The 19940-nt window shown below is 65.9% G+C and carries 17 protein-coding genes; 10 read left to right on the top strand and 7 right to left on the bottom strand.

The genetic code is table 11. The features are described from left to right. The first annotated feature begins 19 nt into the window (after positions 1-19). On the top strand, positions 20-565 hold the full coding sequence (locus H2037_RS14415) for a response regulator (RefSeq protein WP_292123382.1): 546 nt from the start codon (positions 20-22) through the stop codon (positions 563-565). Then, on the top strand, positions 562-1050 hold the full coding sequence (locus H2037_RS14410) for a chemotaxis protein CheE (RefSeq protein ID WP_292123380.1): 489 nt from the start codon (positions 562-564) through the stop codon (positions 1048-1050). The genes H2037_RS14415 and H2037_RS14410 overlap by 4 nt, the downstream gene beginning before the upstream one ends. On the opposite strand, the gene H2037_RS14405 is transcribed toward H2037_RS14410, so the two are convergent. The 3 genes from H2037_RS14405 to H2037_RS14395 form a co-directional block, all read right to left on the bottom strand. Further along, positions 1035-2858 (bottom strand): ABC transporter ATP-binding protein/permease, encoded by a 1824-nt coding sequence (locus H2037_RS14405; protein ID WP_292123378.1) that lies wholly within the window; start codon positions 2856-2858, stop codon positions 1035-1037. The two genes, H2037_RS14410 and H2037_RS14405, sit on opposite strands and share 16 nt — an antisense overlap. Positions 2859-2983: 125 nt before the next feature. After that, the gene (locus H2037_RS14400; protein WP_292123376.1) at positions 2984-4000 is read right to left on the bottom strand and encodes a beta-eliminating lyase-related protein; all 1017 of its coding nucleotides are present in this window, start codon (positions 3998-4000) and stop codon (positions 2984-2986) included. After that, positions 4000-4947: a mechanosensitive ion channel family protein gene (locus tag H2037_RS14395; protein WP_292123374.1), complete on the bottom strand. Its 948-nt coding sequence runs from the start codon at positions 4945-4947 to the stop codon at positions 4000-4002. Before H2037_RS14395 ends, H2037_RS14400 begins: the two co-directional genes overlap by 1 nt. A 784-nt stretch (positions 4948-5731) precedes the next feature. Here H2037_RS14395 and ettA point away from each other — a divergent pair. Then, positions 5732-7399 (top strand): energy-dependent translational throttle protein EttA, encoded by a 1668-nt coding sequence (gene ettA, locus H2037_RS14390; RefSeq protein ID WP_292123372.1) that lies wholly within the window; start codon positions 5732-5734, stop codon positions 7397-7399. A gap of 29 nt (positions 7400-7428) precedes the next feature. Beyond that, positions 7429-8355, top strand: coding sequence for a 2-hydroxyacid dehydrogenase (locus H2037_RS14385; RefSeq protein WP_292123370.1), 927 nt, complete (start codon positions 7429-7431; stop codon positions 8353-8355). On the opposite strand, the gene H2037_RS14380 is transcribed toward H2037_RS14385, so the two are convergent. After that, on the bottom strand, positions 8356-8748 hold the full coding sequence (locus H2037_RS14380; RefSeq protein WP_292123368.1) for an EF-hand domain-containing protein: 393 nt from the start codon (positions 8746-8748) through the stop codon (positions 8356-8358). It lies immediately after the preceding gene. A 118-nt stretch (positions 8749-8866) separates the two neighbouring features. Here H2037_RS14380 and H2037_RS14375 point away from each other — a divergent pair, with 118 nt between their 5' ends. From H2037_RS14375 to metH, 5 genes are all read left to right on the top strand, one after another. Continuing rightward, entirely contained in the window at positions 8867-9829 is a 963-nt protein-coding gene (locus H2037_RS14375) for a metalloregulator ArsR/SmtB family transcription factor (protein ID WP_292123366.1), read from the top strand. Then, positions 9829-10782, top strand: a complete 954-nt coding sequence (gene metF / locus H2037_RS14370; protein WP_292123364.1) for a methylenetetrahydrofolate reductase [NAD(P)H] — start codon at positions 9829-9831, stop codon at positions 10780-10782. Before H2037_RS14375 ends, metF begins: the two co-directional genes overlap by 1 nt. A 166-nt stretch (positions 10783-10948) precedes the next feature. Then, entirely contained in the window at positions 10949-12031 is a 1083-nt protein-coding gene (locus H2037_RS14365) for a homocysteine S-methyltransferase family protein (RefSeq protein ID WP_292123362.1), read from the top strand. Continuing rightward, entirely contained in the window at positions 12031-12507 is a 477-nt protein-coding gene (locus tag H2037_RS14360; RefSeq protein WP_292123360.1) for a DUF4259 domain-containing protein, read from the top strand. The genes H2037_RS14365 and H2037_RS14360 overlap by 1 nt, the downstream gene beginning before the upstream one ends. Next, entirely contained in the window at positions 12507-15173 is a 2667-nt protein-coding gene (metH, locus tag H2037_RS14355) for a methionine synthase (protein ID WP_292123358.1), read from the top strand. The genes H2037_RS14360 and metH overlap by 1 nt, the downstream gene beginning before the upstream one ends. A gap of 45 nt (positions 15174-15218) precedes the next feature. On the opposite strand, the gene H2037_RS14350 is transcribed toward metH, so the two are convergent. Both H2037_RS14350 and H2037_RS14345 read right to left on the bottom strand, forming a co-directional pair. Beyond that, positions 15219-15803: a hypothetical protein gene (locus H2037_RS14350; RefSeq protein ID WP_292123356.1), complete on the bottom strand. Its 585-nt coding sequence runs from the start codon at positions 15801-15803 to the stop codon at positions 15219-15221. A gap of 147 nt (positions 15804-15950) precedes the next feature. Further along, positions 15951-18890, bottom strand: coding sequence for a TonB-dependent receptor (locus H2037_RS14345; protein ID WP_292123355.1), 2940 nt, complete (start codon positions 18888-18890; stop codon positions 15951-15953). 330 nt (positions 18891-19220) lie between these two features. Here H2037_RS14345 and H2037_RS14340 point away from each other — a divergent pair, with 330 nt between their 5' ends. Next, complete coding sequence (locus H2037_RS14340) at positions 19221-19742, top strand: hypothetical protein (protein WP_292123353.1); 522 nt, start codon at positions 19221-19223, stop codon at positions 19740-19742. Between the two features lie 6 nt (positions 19743-19748). Here H2037_RS14340 and H2037_RS14335 read toward each other — a convergent pair whose 3' ends face one another. After that, entirely contained in the window at positions 19749-19895 is a 147-nt protein-coding gene (locus H2037_RS14335) for a hypothetical protein (RefSeq protein ID WP_292123351.1), read from the bottom strand. Positions 19896-19940: the final 45 nt, after the last annotated feature.

Here is a 19940-nt window from a genome sequence, read left to right as displayed (position 1 = left end):
GTCCGGAACTGCAACGCGCATGCCGACACAGGCTGATTCGCTTCGAGACAGCGCGGTCTTCAATCTGAGCGGCGCGATCACCATGGTGGTCGACGACTCGCCCTTTTCCCTGACCCTGACCTCCAGCGCCCTGTCGGGCTTCGGCGTCCGTCCGACCTTCACCATCGGCCGGGGCGCCGAGGCGCGGCGCATTCTTCAGGACAAGCCGATCGATCTGCTGCTGATCGACACGGACATGCCCGACATCGACGGGTTCGAGCTGGTTCGCTGGCTCCGGCGCTCCGGACCCAATCCCAACGCCTTCACCCCCGTCATCATGACCGCCAGCCACATCCGCCGGGGCCGCGTGACTGAGGCGCGGGACTGCGGCGCCAATTTCGTCGTCACCAAGCCGTTCAGCGCCGCCATGCTGCTGGAGCGTATCCTGTGGGTCGCCCGCGACACGCGCCCCTTTCTGGAGGTGGGCGATTATCTGGGGCCGGATCGCCGCTTCCGGAGCGTCGAATATGAGGGCGAGGAGCGCCGCGCCGACATGATCCGCAAGAAGACGGTGGAATTCGCGTGACCGTCATCACCCACGCGGCAAGACAATCCCGTCTGGCCGAAATGATCGATCGCCCCGGCGGCGTCAGTATCGGCAGGGCCCTGAGCGACGCCAAGACCAATCTGGACGCGCTCAAGGATCAGGCGCGGGCCGTCATCGTCCAGACCATCGCCACCCTCCTGGCCGAACCTCTGCCCGACGTCTCCGAGCCGGAGCGGCTGGACAGGGCCTATGCGGCCGCCAGCCAGATCATCGACGCCGCCAGTCTGTTCGCCCTGGACGACCTGTGCACGGCGGCCAAGGGACTGTGCGACCTGCTGGACGCCGCCCCGCTCCAGGGCGGCTTCGACTGGCGCATCGCCACGGTTCACGCCCAGGCGATGAAACTTCTGCTCTCCCTGCCGCCCGAGGCTGAGGAGACGATCGAACATCGCACGGCCATCATGGCCAATCTGAGCGAGGTTCTCAGACGCAAACTGCCGGCGGCCGGTCAGCCCTCGGCCTGAGCCGCCGCCTTCGTCCGGGTCTGTTTGCGCCACAGGGCGGCGTATTCCCCGCCCAGACGCGCCACCAGTTCATGGTGCGCGCCGCGCTCGACGATCCGCCCGGCCTTCAGCACCAGGATTTGGTCCGCGTCCGCCACCGTCGACAGCCGGTGCGCCACCACCAGGGTGGTGCGGCCGGCGCTGACGCGCCGCAGGGTCTTCTGGATCGCCGCCTCGGTGCGGCTGTCCAGGGCGCTGGTCGCCTCGTCCAGGATCAGGATACAGGGATCGGCCAGCAGGGCGCGGGCGATGCCGACCCTCTGGCGTTCGCCGCCTGAAAGCTTCAGCCCCCGCTCCCCGACCCGCGTCTCCATCCCGTCCGGCAGGCCGCGGATGAAGTCGGACAGCTCCGCCGCCTCGGCCGCCGCCCAGACCTGGGCCTCGTCCGCATCGGGCCGCGCAAAGGCGATATTGGCGTAGAGGCTGTCGTTGAACAGGGCCACGTCCTGCGGCACCAGGGCCACCGCCGCCCTCAACGAGGTCTGGGTCAGGGCGCGAACGTCGTGGCCGTCGATCAGAACCCGCCCCTCCTGAGGGTCGATCAACCGCAGCGCCAGTTTGACGATGGTCGACTTGCCCGCCCCCGACGGCCCGACCAGGGCCGTGGTCGTGCCCGGCGCAGCGACGAAACTGACGTCCTCCAGCCCATTGGCCCGCGCGTCGTGGCGGAAGCCGACATGCTGGAACTCCACCGAGGCCCCGCGCGCATCGACAGGGCGCGGCAGGGGCGTGGCCTCGGCCGCATCCGCGACCTGGGGCGTCTGGCGCGTCACCTTCAGCATCTCCTCCATGTCGATGAAGGACTGGCGGATCTCGCGATAGGCGAAGCCCAGGATGTTCAGGGGAGCGTACAGCGAGATCATGATCAGCACCGCCGCCGCCACGTCGCCCGGCCCCATCCGCCCGGCCGCCGCCTCGAACCCGGCCATGACCGCCATGACGCCCAGGCCCAGGTTCATGATCAGGGCCTGGATGCCGTTCAGAAGGGCCAGCGAACTATTGGCCTTCAGCGCCGCCTGGGCATAGTCGCCCAGGGCCCGGTCATAGGTCTGGGCCGCCCGGCTCTCGGCCCCGAAGGACTTGACCGTCTCATAGTTCAGCAAGGCGTCGACCGAGACCCCGGCCGCCTCGGAATCAGCGGCGTTCATGACCCGCCTATGTTCCAGCCGCCAGTTGGACATGGCGAAGGTGGCCATTGTGTAGACCACCACCACCGCCACCGCCACGGCCGCGAACCGCCAGTCATATTTGCCGCCCAGCACCGCCGCCGCCAGCACCAGCTCCACCCCCGTCGGAACCAGGTTGAAGGCCAGAATGCGCAGCAGGAAATCGACGGCCCGCGAGCCGCGATCCATGGTCCGCGACAGGGCGCCCGACCGCTTGGTCTGGTGGAAGTCCAGCGACAGGCTGAGCGCGTGGGCGAAGGCCTCGGCCGCCGTCGTCCGCTGGGCCGCCGACCGCACCGGAGCGAAGACCACGTCCGAAATCTGAGGCGCGGCCGAGGACAGGAACCGCACCAGGGCCCAGCCCACGGCGAAGGCCGCAAAGCCCCAGCCGACCGCCACGGCCGTCCCCTGCCCCGCCGCCAGCCGGTTGACGGCGGCGCCCAGCACCAGCGGCGCCAGCACCCCCAGGGCCTTGCCGGCCAAGGTCAGGCCGATGGCCGAAATCAGCCGTAGCCGCAGCTGCGGCGCGCCCGAGCGCCCAACCAGCCGCACCAGGTCCGCCAACGCCTTCAGCGTCGGGGGACCTTCTGTCTTTTCTTGCATGCTCCCCGCCTGTTGCGCCTTGACCATAGGGTCGCGCCGGCCGCCGGAGCGCTCTCCGCGCATCGCCATAGGTCGCATATGGACAGACTATGCGACCGGGGAAAGGCCGCGCACGGATCGAAGGCTCAGTTAAGCCCGGCGATCGCCTCGATCAGCTCGTCCACGGCCTCTTCCCGGGTGGCCCAGGAACAGACGAACCGCACCGACCCGTCGTCGAACTGATAGCAGGCCCAGCCCAGGGCGTTCAGCCTCTGGTGCGCCTCGGCCGGCATCCGCACGAACACCGTATTGGCCTCGACCGGATGGGCCAGAACATAGGGCGAGCGCGTCGCCACCCCGGCCGCCAGACGCTGAGCCATCAGATTGGCGTGGGCGCCGCCCGCCTCCCAATCGCCGCTCTCCAGCAGGCCCAACATCGGCCCGGCCAGCAACCGCGCCTTGGACGCCACCTGGCCAGCCTGTTTCAACCGATTGTCCAGACGCCGCGCAAGGCTCTTGTCGAACAGAACGATGGCCTCGACGCAATTCGCCCCCGCCTTCGCCCCGCCGAACACCAGAACGTCGACGCCCAGGCGCGGAATATCCTTCAGGTCGAAGCCGGCGGCGACCGCATTGGTCAGGCGCGCGCCATCCAGGTGCACGCCGTATCCCCGCGTCTTGGTCGGTTCGATCAGGTGGCGCAGCTGCTCCTCGGTATAGACGGCGCCGTACTCCGTCGCCTGGGTCAGGGACAGGGCCGCCGGGGGCTGGCGATGGCCGACCTCGGGCTCGTCCAGTTGCGCCTTCAGCGCCAGCGGATCGATCCGACCGGAAAACCCCGGCAGGCCGATCAGACCCAGGCCCTGGCCGAAGAAGCCGGGCGCTCCCGTCTCGTCGGTGCAGACGTGGGCGGCGTTGTGGGCCAGCACCGCCTCGAACGGAAAGGCCAGCATCGACAGGGCGATGGCGTTGGCCGCCGTGCCGCTGAAGACAAAACGGATTTCCGCATCGGCGTCCAGTCGCAGACGGATCTGATCCGCAGCCCGCGCGGTGATCTCGTCGGAGCCATAGGACCGGGTGAAGCCCTCATTGGCCCGCACCAGTCCTTCGACCGCGCTCGGCGCCATGCCGGCCGTATTGTCGGATCCGAAATCGTAACGCATCAGCTCTTCTTCGTCGTCAAATCGCTCTTGTCATCCTCGACAGTCCGTACACGGACTACTGGCATGACATCCTCGTCCCCATAGGGCACGGCGACCTGATGCGGGAAGGGAATTTCGATCCCGGCGGCGTCCAGGGCCTCCTTGCCGCCCTGCATCAGATCGGCCTGGGTCTGCCACCAGTCGCCGACCTCGACCCAGGCGTGCAGCGTGATCTGCACGGCGCTGTCCAGCAGACCTGTGACCCCGGTCCAGGGATGGGGGTCGGCCAGAACCTTGGCGTGCGCCGCCGCCATGTCCGCCAGGGCTCCACGCGCCCGGTTCAGATCTTCGCCATAGCCGACGCCGAAATTGATCTCGATCCGCCGCGTCTGCTGTCCGGTCAGATTGGTCAGGGAATCGCTCAGGACCTTCGAATTGGGGATGACGATCTTGTGGTTGTTGGCGTTCGACAACTGGGTCGTGAACAGGTCCAGCCGCTGCACCGTGCCGGCCATTCCGCCGACGTCCACGACATCACCGACGCGATAGGGTCTCAGCACCAGCAGCATGATGCCCGACGCCACGTTCGACAGCGTGCCCTGTAGGGCCAGGCCGACCGCCAGAGACGCCGCCCCCAGGACGGCGATGATCGAGGTCGTCTGCACCCCCAGCCGCTGCAGCACGGCGATCATGCCGATGATGATCACCACCACCCGCACGACCTGGACGGCGAAGCTCAGGACGGTCTGGTCGTGACGGAAGGCGCCGACCCGCGACAGGGCGTTGCGCGCCAGCCGCGCCGCCCATTTGGCTGCGACGACCGTCCCCGCGAAGATCAGGGCGGCGATCGTAAGATTGATGGCGAAGTCGCCGGCCATATCGGTGATCTTGGCGATCATGACGGTGTCGACAGCCACGGCTTGACGCCCGGCGGCGACGGCTTCGGCTATGGGGGAGGCGTTCAACATAGGGCGGGTCTAACGCCTCGATCTCCGAATGGAAGCCCGCTCAAGGCAATTTCACCTGAGACAACGACTATGCCCCCTCCGTCTCGCCGCTGCGCGGCGATCCACCTCCCCCAAGGGGGGAGGAATGCGAACAGTGATGACCGAAATCCTCCCCCTCTGGGGGAGGTGGATCACCGGCGAAGCCGGTGAGACGGAGGGGGCCCGAACGCCGCCTACCCTCCTAATGACGCTGGTCTGACCCCAGCAATTCCAACACCTTCCACGAATCTCGCCCCCTCCAACCCATCACCCCGCCCAGACCCCTTATAATCACGCCCGGTCTCGTCGCTTGGAGGGCTCGCTTGGCCTGCGACCTTGCGGCGGCGGGAGCGGATGGAACGGGAGCGGGGGTGAAATCCCTCCGCGCCGACGGCGTCTCACGACGTCGGCGGAGGATCGAGGGGGATACTCGATCGCACTCGGGACGGGGTTCGCAGACCCCGCCGACCCGTCGCAGGCTTATGGGGTTAGGCGATAAGACCGCCACCGCTCGGCGCCCCGAGCTTGCAGGACAACCAACCGCGCGGGGCGTCAAACCTTCGTCGAAACGGTACTTCTAGATCAAACTCCGGGCGAAGGCCCGGCGCCCCGCCCAGCCCTCCACTTGCAAAGGGCCTCCCAACTTCGCCGCGAAACGGCGAAGACGCCGTCGTTCCTCCCGCCTTATTTGCTCTCCCGCCTCAGGATCGCTACATCCGCCCAAACCTCCTCATCCGACGAAACCCGAAGGGCGACACCGCACCTCATGGCGCAGCAATATATTTTCCAGATGCAGGGTCTGACCAAGACCTTCCCCGGCGGCCGCAAGATCTTCGAGAACATCTGGCTCAGCTTCTACAACGACGCCAAGATCGGCGTCGTCGGCGTGAACGGCTCGGGTAAATCCACCCTGCTGAAGATCATGGCCGGCCTGGACAACGAGTTCACCGGCGAAGCGCGCGCCGCCGACGGCATCAAGCGCGGCTATCTTGAGCAGGAGCCCAAGCTCGACGACAGCCTGAACGTTCGCGAGAACGTCGAGGCCTGGTGCGAAGAGAAACAGTGGGTCAACCGCTTCAACGCCGTCGCCGGCGAACTGGGCGAGAACTACACCGACGAGCTGATGGAGGAGATGACCGCCCTCCAGGAGAAGATCGACGCCGGCGACGTCTGGGACATCGACAGCCGTATCGAAATGGCCATGGGCGCCCTGCGCTGCCCGCCCGACGACTGGGAAGTCACCAATCTGTCCGGCGGTGAGAAGCGCCGCGTGGCCCTGGCCCGCCTGCTGCTGTCCAAGCCCGACATGCTGCTGCTCGACGAACCGACCAACCACCTGGACGCCGAATCCGTCGCCTGGCTGCAGCACCACCTGGAAAACTTCCCCGGCTGCGTCATCCTGGTGACCCACGACCGCTACTTCCTGGACCTCGTCACCAAATGGACGCTGGAGCTGGACCGCGGCAAGGGCCACCCGCACGAGGGCAACTATTCCTCGTGGCTGGAAGCCAAGACCAAGCGGGTCGTGCAGGAACAGTCCGAATCCGAAGCCCGCCAGCGCGCCCTCACCCGCGAACTGGAATGGGTCCGTTCGGGCGCCAAGGCCCGTCAGGCCAAGTCCAAGGCCCGTCTGGCCGCCTATGAGCGGATGGTCGAGGAACAGGAATCGATGCGCGGGGCCCAGACCCACGCCCACATCCAGATCCCGCCCGGCCCGCGCCTCGGCAACGTCGTCCTGGAGGTCGAAGGCCTGGCCAAGACCTATGGCGACAAGACCCTGTTCGACAATCTGACCTTCAAGCTTCCGCCCAACGGCATCGTCGGCGTCATCGGCCCCAACGGCGCCGGCAAGTCGACCATGTTCAAGCTGATCACCGGCCAGGAACAGCCCGACGGCGGCACGATCAAGGTCGGCGAGACGGTCAAACTGGCCTATGTCGATCAGTCGCGCGACGATCTGAAGCCGGACGAGACCATCTGGCAGGCCATCTCGGGCGGCACCGACGTGATGATGGTCGGCAAGCGCGAGATCAACACCCGCGCCTATGTCGGCAGCTTCAACTTCAAGGGCGGCGACCAGCAGAAGAAGGTCGGCCAGCTGTCCGGCGGTGAGCGCAACCGCGTCCACCTGGCCAAGACCCTGGCCTCGGGCGGCAATCTGATCCTGCTCGACGAACCGACCAACGACCTGGACATCGAGACCCTGCAGAACCTCGAAGAGGCGCTGGAAGAGTTCGCCGGCTGCGCCGTGGTCATCTCCCACGACCGCTGGTTCCTTGACCGTCTCGCCACCCACATCCTCGCCTTCGAAGGCGACGGCCACGTCGAATGGTTCGAGGGCAATTTCGAAGCCTACGAACAGGACAAGATGCGTCGCCTGGGCGCGGACAGCATCATTCCCAAGCGCATCCAGCACCAGAAGTTCGGGCGCTGATCGTCTGATCGAAAAAGAGGAGCCGCTGCATGACCCAACGCCCCGCCGTTCTTATCATGCAGCGGCATCTCGCCCCGCTCTCGCCGATCCTCGAGAGCGCCTATGACGTCTACCGCTTCTGGGAAGGCCCGCCGATCGAGGCCGCCCATGACATCCGCGCCCTGGTCGTCGCCGGCGAATATCCGCTCGACAAGGCGCTGATCGAACAACTCCCCGCCCTCGACCTGATCGCCTGTTTCACCTCGGGCTACGACGGGATCGACATCGACTGGTGCCGTGAGCGCGGCCTGCCCGTCACCCATGCCCCAGGCGTCAATCACGAAGACGTCGCCGATCACGCCCTGGGCCTGATCCTGGCCGCGCGCCGCCAGATCGTCTCCGGCGACCGCCAGGTCCGGTCCGGCGGCTGGACCGCCGAGACCCGCACCATCACCCCGACGCTGGGCGGACAGAACGTCGGCATCGTCGGCCTGGGCGCCATAGGCAGGGCGGTCGCGGATCGATGCGAAGCCTTCCGCATGAGCGTCTCCTGGTGGGGGCCGCGTCCGCACGACGCCGAATGGCCGCGCGCCGAAAGCCTGCTGGCCCTGGCGAAGCAGAGCGACATCCTGGTCGTCGCCTGCAAGGCCGACGAGACCAATCGCGGCCTGATCTCGCGCGAGGTGCTGGAGGCGCTCGGCCCCGAAGGTCTTCTGGTAAATGTCTCGCGCGGCCAGGTCGTCGACGAGGACGGTCTGCGCGCCGCACTCAAGTCGGGGGCCCTGGGTCAGGCCGCCCTGGACGTATTCGTGGAGGAGCCGACCGCTCCCGCTCGCTGGGCCGATCTGCCGCAGGTCATCCTCACGCCCCACACCGCCGGCGCCACGACGGCCGGGGTGCAGGGCATGCTGATGCTGCTGATGCAGAACCTCCAGGCGCACTTCGCGGGTGAACCGCTGAAGACGCCCGTCGCGTAATCAGTCGGGCCGCATCGGGCGCTGCGGGCGTTCGTCGGCGGTGACGACGCCGTCGCCGTTCTTGTCCATCGCCTTGAACATGACCTCGGCGGCGGCGTTCATCTCGTCGCGCGTGATGCGACCGTTGCCGTCGCCGTCCGCCCGAGCCAGCATACGCCCACCGGGTCCGGCGGACATTTCCGAGGCGTCGACGGCGCCGTCATGATTGGCGTCGATCCGGTCGAACATCTCGCTCATCCGGGTCTTCATATCGGCCAGGGTCTCACGCTCCGGCGGACGCATGCCGCCCATCGGCGGACCGGACATCGAAGGAGGCGGGCCGTCGGGGAAATCGCTCTGAGCGAAGGCCGGCGCGGCGACGAGCATGAAGGCGGAGATCAGAACCAGACGCATGAAACCACTCCAAAGGGGATGCGACAGGTTCAACGCGGGTCGCCCCGCTTTCCGTCGCACAGCCGCGCTTGGTGGTTTTTGCTTGCATAATCATATAAGGATATCCTTATATGATCTTATGAGCCTGACCGCCGACCAGACAGTAGACGCCCTGCGCGCCGCCGGCGAACCCACACGGCTGCGCCTTCTTTCCCTGCTGTCCGGCGAAGAATTATCGGTCATGGAGATGTCCCGCATTCTGGACCAGAGCCAGCCGCGCGTATCGCGTCATTTGAAGCTGATGACGGACGCCGGGCTCATCGAACGATTCCCGGACGGCGCCCGTGTCTATTACCGCCTGTCGCACGACGCCCAGGCGCGCCGGCTGATCGACACCGTACTGGACATCCTGGCCGACGACGCCGGCGAGGCGGATCATCGCCGGCTGGACGAGGTCCGCAAGGAACGCGAAGAGGCCGCCGAAAGCTATTTCGAACAGGTCGCTCCCCAGTGGGACCGGCTGCGTTCTCTCTACATCAGCGAAGCGGCCGTCGAGGCCGCTCTGGAGCGGGCCGTCGGCCCCGGCCCGTTCGAACGGGTCGTCGACCTCGGCACCGGCTCGGGCCGGATGCTGACCCTGTTCGGCAAGAGGGCCAAGATGTCGGTGGGGCTGGATCTCAGCCAGAACATGCTGAACATCGCCCGCGCCAATGTCTCCAAGGCCGGGCTGGACAAGGTCGAACTCCGCCACGGCGACATCTTCGCCACCCGACTGCCCGCCGGCAGCGCCGATCTGGTGATCGTCCACCAGGTGCTCCACTATCTGGCGGATCCGTCCGCCGCGGTGGCGGAGGCCGCGCGGCTGGTCTGTCCCGAAGGCCGGCTGGTGATCGTCGACTTCGCTCCCCACGACTTCGAACATATGCGCGAAGCCCACCAGCATCGCCGCCTCGGTTTCCCCGATGGCGAAATCAACACCTGGCTGGTCGAGGCCGGCCTGACGCCCACCGCCCCCATCGCCCTGCCCCCCGACAACGAGGGCCTGACCGTGACCATCTGGACGGCGGAACGCCCCGCCGCCCAAGCTCGAAAGTCCGCCTGATGGCCTCGTCCAATAATCTCGCCGAGGCCCGCGCCCTGCTGCTGTCGCCGCTCGGTCCGGTCGCACGGGCGGGTTCGAACCGGGACGCCGTGCGCGTCTCGTTCGAATTCTTCCCGCCCAAGACCGACGAGGCCGAAGCCAATCTGTGGAAGGCCGTTCGTCGGCTGGAGCCGCTGAATCCGGCCTTCGTCTCCGTCACCTATGGCGCCGGCGGTTCGACGCGCGAACGCACCCACCGCACGGTCCAGCGGATCATCGCCGAGACCAGCCTGCGTCCCGCCGCCCACCTGACCTGCGTCGAGGCCAGTCGGGACGAGGTCGACGAGGTCATCGCCGGCTACAAGACCATCGGTGTCGATCACATCGTCGCCCTGCGCGGAGACCCACCGGGAGGCGCCGGCATCGGCGGCGTCTATACGCCCCGCGCCGACGGCTACGCCAACGCCACCGAACTGACCCAGGCCATCAGCCGCGCCGGCGGGTTCGAGGTCACGGTCGGCGCCTATCCCGAAAAACACCCGGAAAGCCCCTCCATCGATCACGACATCGAGGTGCTGAAGGCCAAGGTGGACGCCGGCGCCACCCGCGCGGTCAGCCAGTTCTTCTTCGACATCGACGCCTTCCTGCGCTTCCGCGACCGGGTGCGAGCGTCGGGCGTGACCATTCCGCTGATCCCCGGCGTCATGCCGGTGTCCAACTTCGCGGGCCTGACGCGTATGTGCGGCGCCTGCGGGACTAGCATCCCCGACTGGCTGAAAGCGCATTTCGACGGCCTGGACGACGATCCCGACACCCGTCGCCTGCTGGCCGCCTCGGTCGCCGCCGAGACCTGCGCCCGCCTGCAGGAAGAAGGTTTCTCCGACTTCCACTTCTACACCCTGAACCGCGCCGACCTGGTCTATGCGATCTGCCGGGTGCTGGGCGTGCGTGAAGCAAAGGCGGTGTCCGCGTGAAGAACCCCTCCGTCTCTTCGCTTCGCTTCGATCCACCTCCCCATTCGCCAAGCGGCGAACAGGGAGGAGACGCAATGGCGCATGTCTCCTCCCCGTCGCGCAGCGATGGGGAGGTGGCGCGGCGCGTTTGCGCCGTGACGGAGGGGTTCTTCCCAGGAGTGAACACATGACCCGCACCGACCGCATCGCCGCCCTCCACCAGGCAGCCAAGGAACGCATCCTCGTCCTCGACGGCAGCTGGGGCGTGATGATCCAGCGTCGCGGTCTGGACGAATCCGACTTCCGCGCCGACCGGTTCGTGGCCGCCAACGGCTATGACGAGAAACACCAGATGAAGGGGAACAACGACATCCTCTGCATTACGCGACCGGACATCATCTCGGACCTGCACGACCAGTATTTCGGCGCAGGGGCCGACATCTCCGAGACCAACACCTTCTCCGGCACCACCATCGCCCAGGAGGACTACGCCCTGGACGCCCAGGCGGTGTGGGACATCAATCTGGAAGGCGCCAAACTGGCCCGCGCCGCCGCCGACCGCTGGACGGAGAAAGAACCGCACAAGCCGCGCTTCGCCGCCGGCTCGATCGGCCCACTGAACAAGATGCTGTCGATGTCGTCCGACGTGAACGACCCCGGCGCCCGCAGCGTGACCTTCGACCAGGTCTATGAGGCCTATCGCCATCAGGTGAAGGCCCTGAACCAGGGCGGCGTCGACCTCTATCTGATCGAAACCATCACCGACACGCTGAACTGCAAGGCCGCGATCAAGGCGATCAAGGACCTGGAGGACGAGGGCATGGACGCCCTGCCCATCTGGATCAGCGGCACCATCACAGACCGTTCGGGCCGCACCCTGTCGGGCCAGACGGCCGAGGCCTTCTGGAACAGCGTGCGCCACGCCAAGCCCTTCGCGGTCGGCTTCAACTGCGCCCTGGGCGCCGACCTGATGCGCCCCTTCATCGCCGAGCTCAGCCGCGTCGCCGACACCCTGGTCGCCGCCTATCCCAACGCCGGCCTGCCCAACGCCATGGGCCAGTACGACGAGGAACCCCACGAGACCGCCCACTTCATCGAGGAATGGGCCGCGTCGGGCTTGGTCAACATCGTCGGCGGCTGCTGCGGCACGACGCCGGACCACATCCGCCACGTGGCCGAAGAGGTCGCGCCGTTGAAGCCCCGCGCGATCCCGGAACGGCCGGTGGCGCTGCGGCTGTCGGGCCTCGAACCGTTCGAGATGGTGGCGTGATGATCGCTCTGATCATCGCCCTTCTGATTGTACCTATGCCAAGCGCCAGCGCAGCGGCGTCAAACGCACATGCGAACTCGATCGCATATCGAGGAACTTGGGATGTCGGCCCGTTTGATAACGACACGGCAAGCGACTGGTATTTGACCTTCACCGACGCGCCGACATGGACTGGGCTTCACGAAGCTTTCGCCGCGACAACCGCCCTAGACTATGTCGATGCCGACACGGCTTCGATCGCGGTCGCTGCAGCCGCTATTGTATCGGCGGCGGATCAGCAGCGTTTCGATTCGCTCCCGCCGGAAGGACGCGAGGGTATCGCCGCCCTTGGAAAACCGTCCCCTAGTCTCGTACGCGAGGCACAGGGCGCACTCTCCCGTGTCGAACGGGATTCCGAACTGGCTGAGCTGTGGAATGAAGGCGATCCCGCCGACTGGCTCGCCTCCCTGAACTCGATTCGAACCGGCCTCAAGTAATGCGTCCCACCTTCATCAACGTCGGCGAACGGACCAACGTCACCGGCTCGGCCAAATTCCGCAAGCTCGTTGTCGAGGGCGACTATTCGGCCGCCCTGGACGTCGCCCGCCAGCAGGTCGAGGCCGGGGCCCAGATCATCGACGTCAACATGGACGAGGGTCTGCTGGACGGCGCCGTCGCCATGCGCACCTTCCTGAACCTGATCGCGGCCGAGCCCGACATCGCCAGGGTGCCGGTGATGATCGACAGCTCCAAATGGGAGGTGATCGAGGCCGGGCTGAAATGCGTACAGGGCAAGCCGATCGTCAACTCCATCAGCATGAAGGCTGGCGAGGCCGAGTTCCGCGAACAGGCCGTCAAATGCCTGCGGTATGGCGCCGCCGTCGTGGTCATGGCCTTCGACGAGCTGGGCCAGGCCGACACCGCCGCCCGCAAGATCGAGATCTGCACCCGCGCCTACAACATCCTGGTCAACGAGGTCGGCTTCCCGCCCGAGGACATCATCTTCGACCCCAATATCTTCGCCGTGGCAACGGGGATCGAGGAGCACGACAACTACGCCGTCGACTTCATCGAGGCAGTCAAGGTTATCAAGGCGACCCTGCCCTACGCCCGGATCAGCGGCGGCGTGTCGAACGTCTCGTTCAGCTTCCGGGGCAACGAGCCGGTGCGCCGGGCCATCCACAGCGTCTTCCTGTATCACGCCATCCAGGCGGGCATGGACATGGGCATCGTCAACGCCGGCGACCTGCCGGTCTATGACGACATCGACCCGACCCTGCGCGAAGCGGTCGAGGACGTGATCCTGAACCGCCCGCAACGGACGAACGTCTCCAACACCGAACGGCTCGTCGACATCGCGCCCAACTATAAGAGCGACAAGGGCGTCGCCCGCGTCGTCGATCTGAAATGGCGGGACCAGCCGGTCGCCGCCCGCATCGCCCACGCCCTGGTCAACGGCATCACCGAATATATCGACGCCGACACCGAAGAAGCCCGCCTGGGCGTCGAACGCCCGCTGCACGTCATCGAAGGCCCGCTGATGGACGGGATGAATGTGGTCGGCGACCTGTTCGGATCGGGCAAGATGTTTCTGCCCCAGGTCGTGAAATCGGCCCGGGTGATGAAACAGGCCGTGGCCTGGCTGGAGCCCTATATGGAGGCCGAAAAGGCCGGCAAGCCGCGCGAGCAGGCCGGCCGGATCCTGATGGCCACGGTCAAGGGCGACGTCCACGACATCGGCAAGAACATCGTCGGCGTCGTGCTGCAGTGTAACAACTACGAGGTCATCGACCTGGGCGTCATGGTCCCGGCCGACCGCATTCTGGACGAGGCCAAGGCTCACAATGTCGATATCATCGGCCTGTCCGGCCTGATCACCCCGTCGCTGGACGAGATGGTCTTCGTCGCCGCCGAGATGGAGCGGCGCGGCTTCGACATCCCCCTGCTGATCGGCGGGGCCACCACCAGCCGCACCCACACGGCGGTCAAGATCGAACCGGCCTATCGCCGGGGCTCGACCACCTATGTCATCGACGCCTCGCGCGCCGTCAGCGTCGTCTCCGGCCTGCTGTCCAAGACCGAGCGCGCCAAGAACGAGGCCGCCACCCGCGACGAATATATCCGCATTCGCGAACAGTACGCCCGCGGCCAGGAGGTCAAGGCGCGGGCCACCCTGGCGCAGGCCCGCGAGAACCGGTTCCGCATCGATCCGACCCAGCCCATGCCCGGCAAGCCGTCCTTCATCGGCATCAAGGCCTTCGACGCCTGGGATCTGCAGGATCTGGCCGACCACATCGACTGGACCCCCTTCTTCGCCAGCTGGGAGCTGATCGGCCGCTATCCCCTGATCCTCGACGACGAGATCGTGGGCCAGGCCGCGCGCGACCTGTTCGAAGACGCCAAGGTCATGCTGAAGCGGATCATCGACGAGAAGTGGTTCACGGCGAAGGGCGTGGTCGGCTTCTGGCCCGCCCGCGCCGACGGCGACGACGTCGTCGTCTTCGCCGACGAGACCCGCGCCGAGGAGATCGCCCGCTTCCACACCCTGCGCCAGCAGATCAAGAAATCGAACGGCAAGCCCAACCTGGCTCTGTCCGACTTCATCGCCGAAGAGGGCGAGTACTATATCGGCGCCTTCGCCGTCACCGCCGGCCATGGCGAGCTGGAGATCGCCAAACGGTTCAAGGAAGCGGGCGACGACTATTCCGCCATCCTGGCCACGGCCTTGGCCGACCGCCTGGCCGAAGCCTTCGCCGAACGGCTGCATAAGGAAGTCCGCACCCAGCTCTGGGGCTACGCCGCCGACGAGACGACCAGCGTCGATGACCTGATCGCCGAACAGTACCAGGGCATCCGCCCTGCTCCAGGCTATCCGGCCCAGCCCGACCATACCGAAAAGGCCACCCTGTTCCGCCTGCTCCAGGCCGAGACCAACGCCGGCATGGCCTTGACCGAGAGCTTTGCCATGACGCCCCCCGCCTCGGTCTCAGGCCTCTATTTCGGCCATCCGGGCAGCCACTATTTCGGCGTGGGCAAGATCGATCGCGATCAGGTCGAGGATTATGCCCGCCGCAAGGGCTGGGACGTGGCGACCTGCGAGCGCTGGCTGGCGCCGATCCTCAACTACGATCCCCACGCCCAGAAACGCGAAACGGCGGCCTGAGCCGAAGCTCGGACCGCCGTTCCGGACGCGCCGGATGCCCGACGATCAGTTGGTCGCGGCCGGCGCTTCCAAACCGACTTCGGCCGGGGTCGCGGGCGGGGTGGTGATATTGCTGCGGATACGCCGCGCGGCATGCTCGCAACGGCCGGGCAAACCATAGAAGAGCCCGAAGGACTGGCTGCGCGCCGCCTCGTCCTGGCTGGCCAGCAGCGGCGCCCACTGGGCCTTCACGGCCGCGGCGGCCTGTTGCGCGGCGGCCTTGGTCGCGGCGGTCTGGCGTGGTTCAGCGGCGGCCAGGGCGCTGCGGAAGTCCTGGGCCTCCAGTCGGCCCAGACGCACCAGTTCGACGTCCTCGGGCGCACGGTCGGTCAGGGTCTCCCCCAGATCCGCGTGCCCGGTCACCAGCGCATCGCACCAGGCCACCAACGGATAATCCTGCGTCGGCGCGCCGCGCGGCAGCGGGTTCGCATAGGCGATGGCCTCGCGCACCTTCAGGGCGTCGGCCGTTTCGGCGCCCCGATTTCCGGTGACGATCGGCCCATCCTGGTCCTGAGCCTGGGCCTCGGTGAAGGCGGTCGCACCCGCGAGAGCGACGGTGGCGGCGAGTGCGGCGGCGGCGGTCTTGAACATTGGCATCCTGTGGTCTTGAGCCCCCCGGCCCGATCTTGAGTGCACGTAACGCTTGATCGACCGAATGGTTTTTCTGCGGCGCCAAAAAAGAAAAGGGCGGCCAACCCGAAGGTCCGCCGCCCCATTCCAGCTCAGTCGAATGCGGGCTTAGAAGCTCGCGGTCACGCTGATGAATGCGTAACGGCCCATCGCATCATAGACTTGCGGATAGGTGTTGTTGTTGCCCGTGGTCCCGACCGAATAGGACAGCGGCGGGTCGTTATCGAGCACATTATTGACACCGCCACGCAGGGTGACGTTGTCACGCAGCTGCCATGACCCGTTCAGGTCGAGATAGTGCTGTGCGTCCAGGGTGCTGTCCAAGCGAGTGGTGACGCCGGAGTCCAGCTCCACTTCGCCGACATACCGCCAGGTCGCGCCGAGGTGCACGCCGTCCCACGGAGTGCCCCACGACACCGTGGCGCGGTGACGCCATTCGGGCGAGGCGGCGATGCCGTTGGCGGCGCAGGTGTTGCCGTATTTGCCGGCGCAGTCGAACACCGAGTTTTCGAAGCCCAGGCCGGTGTCGGTTTCAAGTGTCTCCAGCCAGGTGCCAGTGAAGGAGAAGCCGAGCGTGCCGAAGCTCGCCGCGCCGAAATCGGCGAGGTCGATGTTGTAACCGGCGTTGATGTCGACGCCAGAGGTCTTCAGGCCGCCGATGTTGGTGTTCAGGTCGACGACGACGCCGTCGCCGGACCACAAGGACCCGTTGGCGTTCCGCTGGACCAGGTCGCACGCCTGTTGCAGGCCTGCGTTGTAGCAGGCGTCTAGAGTATTGGCCGCGCCGATCGACGAGATCAGATTGGTGATCTCGATGTTGAAATAGTCGACCGACATGTTGAAGCCCGGCAGGAAGCTGGGCGTGAACACGACGCCGAAGGTCGTGGTCTCGGAGTCTTCCGGCTCTAGTTCGGGACTGCCGCCCTGCAGGTAGTTGTACTGGCCGGCCGGGCTGGTCAGGAAGCCGCTCGTCGATTGTGCGGCGGTCACCTGCCACGGGTTGGTGCCGATACAGGCGCCTGACGAGGCGGTGCCATCACCGGCCGGGTCGGTGAAGTCGCAGGGATCATCGTCCAGGTCGAACAGGTTGAAGCCTTGGGCCGTGAACAGATCGATCACGTTCGGAGCACGCGTCGCCTGCTGATAGCTGGCGCGGAAGCGGATGTCCGACACCGGGGCGTAGTCGAGGCCCAGTTTCCAGGTGTCGGTCTTGCCGCCCAGCGTATAGTCCGAGGCGCGATAGGCGCCGTCCAGTGTGATGGATTCGGCGAGCGGCATGCCTTCGACGATCGGCAGTTGGAACTCGCCGAACAGATCGTAGGTCGAGTTGGCGCCGCCCAGGCCGATAGTCGCGCCGCCCTGGCCCGCACCGTCGCCGGTCGAGTAGGAGACGTCGGTGGTCAGATCCAGAGCGTCACGACGGTATTCCGCGCCCAAGGCCAGCTTCAGGCCGCTTTGCGCCCAAGGCGAAACAATGCCCTTGTCGGTCAGATCACCGGTCACCGACGCCGTCACGACCTGCTGTTCTGTGTAGCCTGTCATGACCAGCGGAACTTGAAGATAGTCGAGCGTCGCCTGGTTGATTCCTCCCGGTGCGAACACATTGTAGGGGACGCAATTCGGGTCGGTGCCGTCCAGGACCGAGGAACAGACCGGCGCCCCCGATGTGGGATCGGTGACAACGTCCAAGGCGCGCGTCAGACGAGCGACCGAGAATTCATTGCGGTAGATCTGCGACAGTCTGACTTTGGAATATTGGGCCGAAACCTCATAGCCCCAGGCGTCGTCGAGATCACCCCGAATGCCGACCACGCCGCGATAGGACTCGTAATTCAGGTGCGACTGGCGACCACCGCCCTCGACGTTCCGACGTAGAATATAGAGGTCGGTATCCGAACCTGCGGCGATGTCAGCAGCCGAGCACCCGATACCCGTCGCCTGAGCCGCAGACAGCAGCGGGTTATCGCAATTGATCGTCGTCGTATTGCCGAAGTTGCCGGAAGGCGCAATCTGAGCCACCGACTGATAGTCATTGAACATCAGCTGGGCGAAGGCCTCAATCTTGTCATTGACTTGATAGCGGCCGAAAGCTCCGAGATTGTAGCGCTCGTCGGGACGTTGGTAATAGTTAAGCGGGCCGAAGTTGTAGGCGTCGCGGGCGGAGCTAAACGGAATAAAGTTGCCGCTAGCGTCCAGTGTGTAATCGAAGGTCGCGAAATCGGTGAAACGCCCCGGGTTGGAAGTGCTCGACCCACCGCAGGTGAAGCTGCCTGCACTCTCGCCACCTAGCGAGCAGGACGCATAGTCGTAGTCGCGTCCGAGAACCTTGTTGTTCTTGCGATAGCCGGCATAGGCGGTGATATTGCCGCGGCCGTCCGGCGAGCTCACACCCATGATGGCGGTGATTTCACGGCTGAATCCGGTCTGGACATCGTCATCCGGCAGTTGGAACTGCGACGGGTTGGTCGCGCCGCGGCCTTCGATGACCGAACGCAGATTGCCCGGGCCGTCATAGTCGTTGTGGTGGAGATACTGGCCGTACTGAGCCGTGATCTCGAGGCCCTCGAAGTCCTTCTTCATGATGAAATTGACGACGCCGGCGATGGCGTCCGAACCATAGACGGCCGAGGCGCCGCCGGTCAGGACCTCGACGCGCTCGACCAACTGGGCCGGGATCTGGTTGAGGTCGGCCGCAGCGTCCAGCGGCGAGCCGTACGGCATCCGCTTGCCGTCGATCAGGACGAGGGTGCGGGTCGAGCCGAGGTTACGCAGCGAAACCGTGGCCGTGCCCGAGGCGCCGTTCGACACGGTCGAGTTCTGGGCCGCGAAAGCCTGCGGCAGTTGGGTGACGAGATCTTCGACGCGGCTGACGCCTGTTTCCCGGACATCCTCGGACGTGACCTGGGTCACCGGGCTTGTCGTCACCAGGTTCGCCTGACGGATGCGAGAGCCCGTGACGACGATTTCCGAAACCGACGTGGCCTCATCCTCAGTCGATTGAGCCATAGCAGGGGCCGCCATGCCGATGGCGGCGAAGCCCGCAATCATGGTCGACGCCAGCAAGCGCCTCCGCTGGTTCTGTGATCTCACGTTGATAACCCTCCAAAGGTTCAAATCGCATTCGGTCCACGGACACGAAAACTCCGTTTTGGTCTCCCATCGTTTCCGGCGTGAAACCAACTCCGGAGTGTTGACCCGCCTTTAACCCCGCCGCCACGTGAATTGCATAATCGCAACCCTATTGTGGCAAGACTGTCGCAAATCAGCCACGCCATGGACACCGGCGGATCAACAATGCAGACTCTTCAGGCTACCCGTTAGTTTTGGGTATTTTTGACTAGCTTAGGCGGAAATTGGAGCAACGACTTGCGTCACATTATGACTTTTTTGGCCTGTTTGGCTCTGACCTTGAGCCCGACGGGACACGCTGAGGCTGCGACGATTCAAGAGTCCACCCAGGCGGGCGCTCTCAGCGATGTGGCCCGCTGCCGGACAATTGTGGCGGACGCGGACCGACTCGCCTGTTTTGATCGCGCCGTGTCAGCCCTGGATGCCGCCGAGCGTGCGGGTGAGGTAGTCGTGCTCGACCGTGCGCAGGTGCGCGAGACGAATCGGCAGCTGTTCGGTTTCGAGATCGTCAATCCCTTCGTCGGCCGGACGAACATCCCGCCGGAACCGGTCCTAGAGGCGATCGAGACTACGCTGGCGTCCGCCAATCCGTCCGGCGACGGCAAATGGGTCTTCAGACTGGCGAACGGCTCGGAATGGCGCCAGATCGACTCGGGGCCCGTCCGTTTCAGAAATCGTGAAGGCGAAGCGGTACGCGTGCGTCGGGCGTCGCTGGGAAGCTATATGATGACGCTGGGCAACAGCCGCGCGGTCCGCGTTCGGCGCCACTAGTCTCGTCTATCGCTGAATCGCCACCCGGCTCGCATAGGGCGCCGGTTCCGGGGTGCAGGAGGCGGTGACCAGTTGCGTCGCCATGAGACAAAGCACCGCCGCCGCGATAGGCTGGAGCCGATTTGAGACAGCGAAGGCGATCGAACGGGCCATGATGGGCGCTCCGGCGGTTATTACCGAAACCTTAAGGCAAACCCC

It is taken from the genome of Brevundimonas sp. (assembly GCF_013912065.1).
In the GTDB taxonomy this organism is placed as follows: domain Bacteria; phylum Pseudomonadota; class Alphaproteobacteria; order Caulobacterales; family Caulobacteraceae; genus Brevundimonas.
The sequence above is the reverse complement of the archived record's forward strand: the minus strand, read 5'-3'. Positions and strand labels throughout refer to the sequence as shown.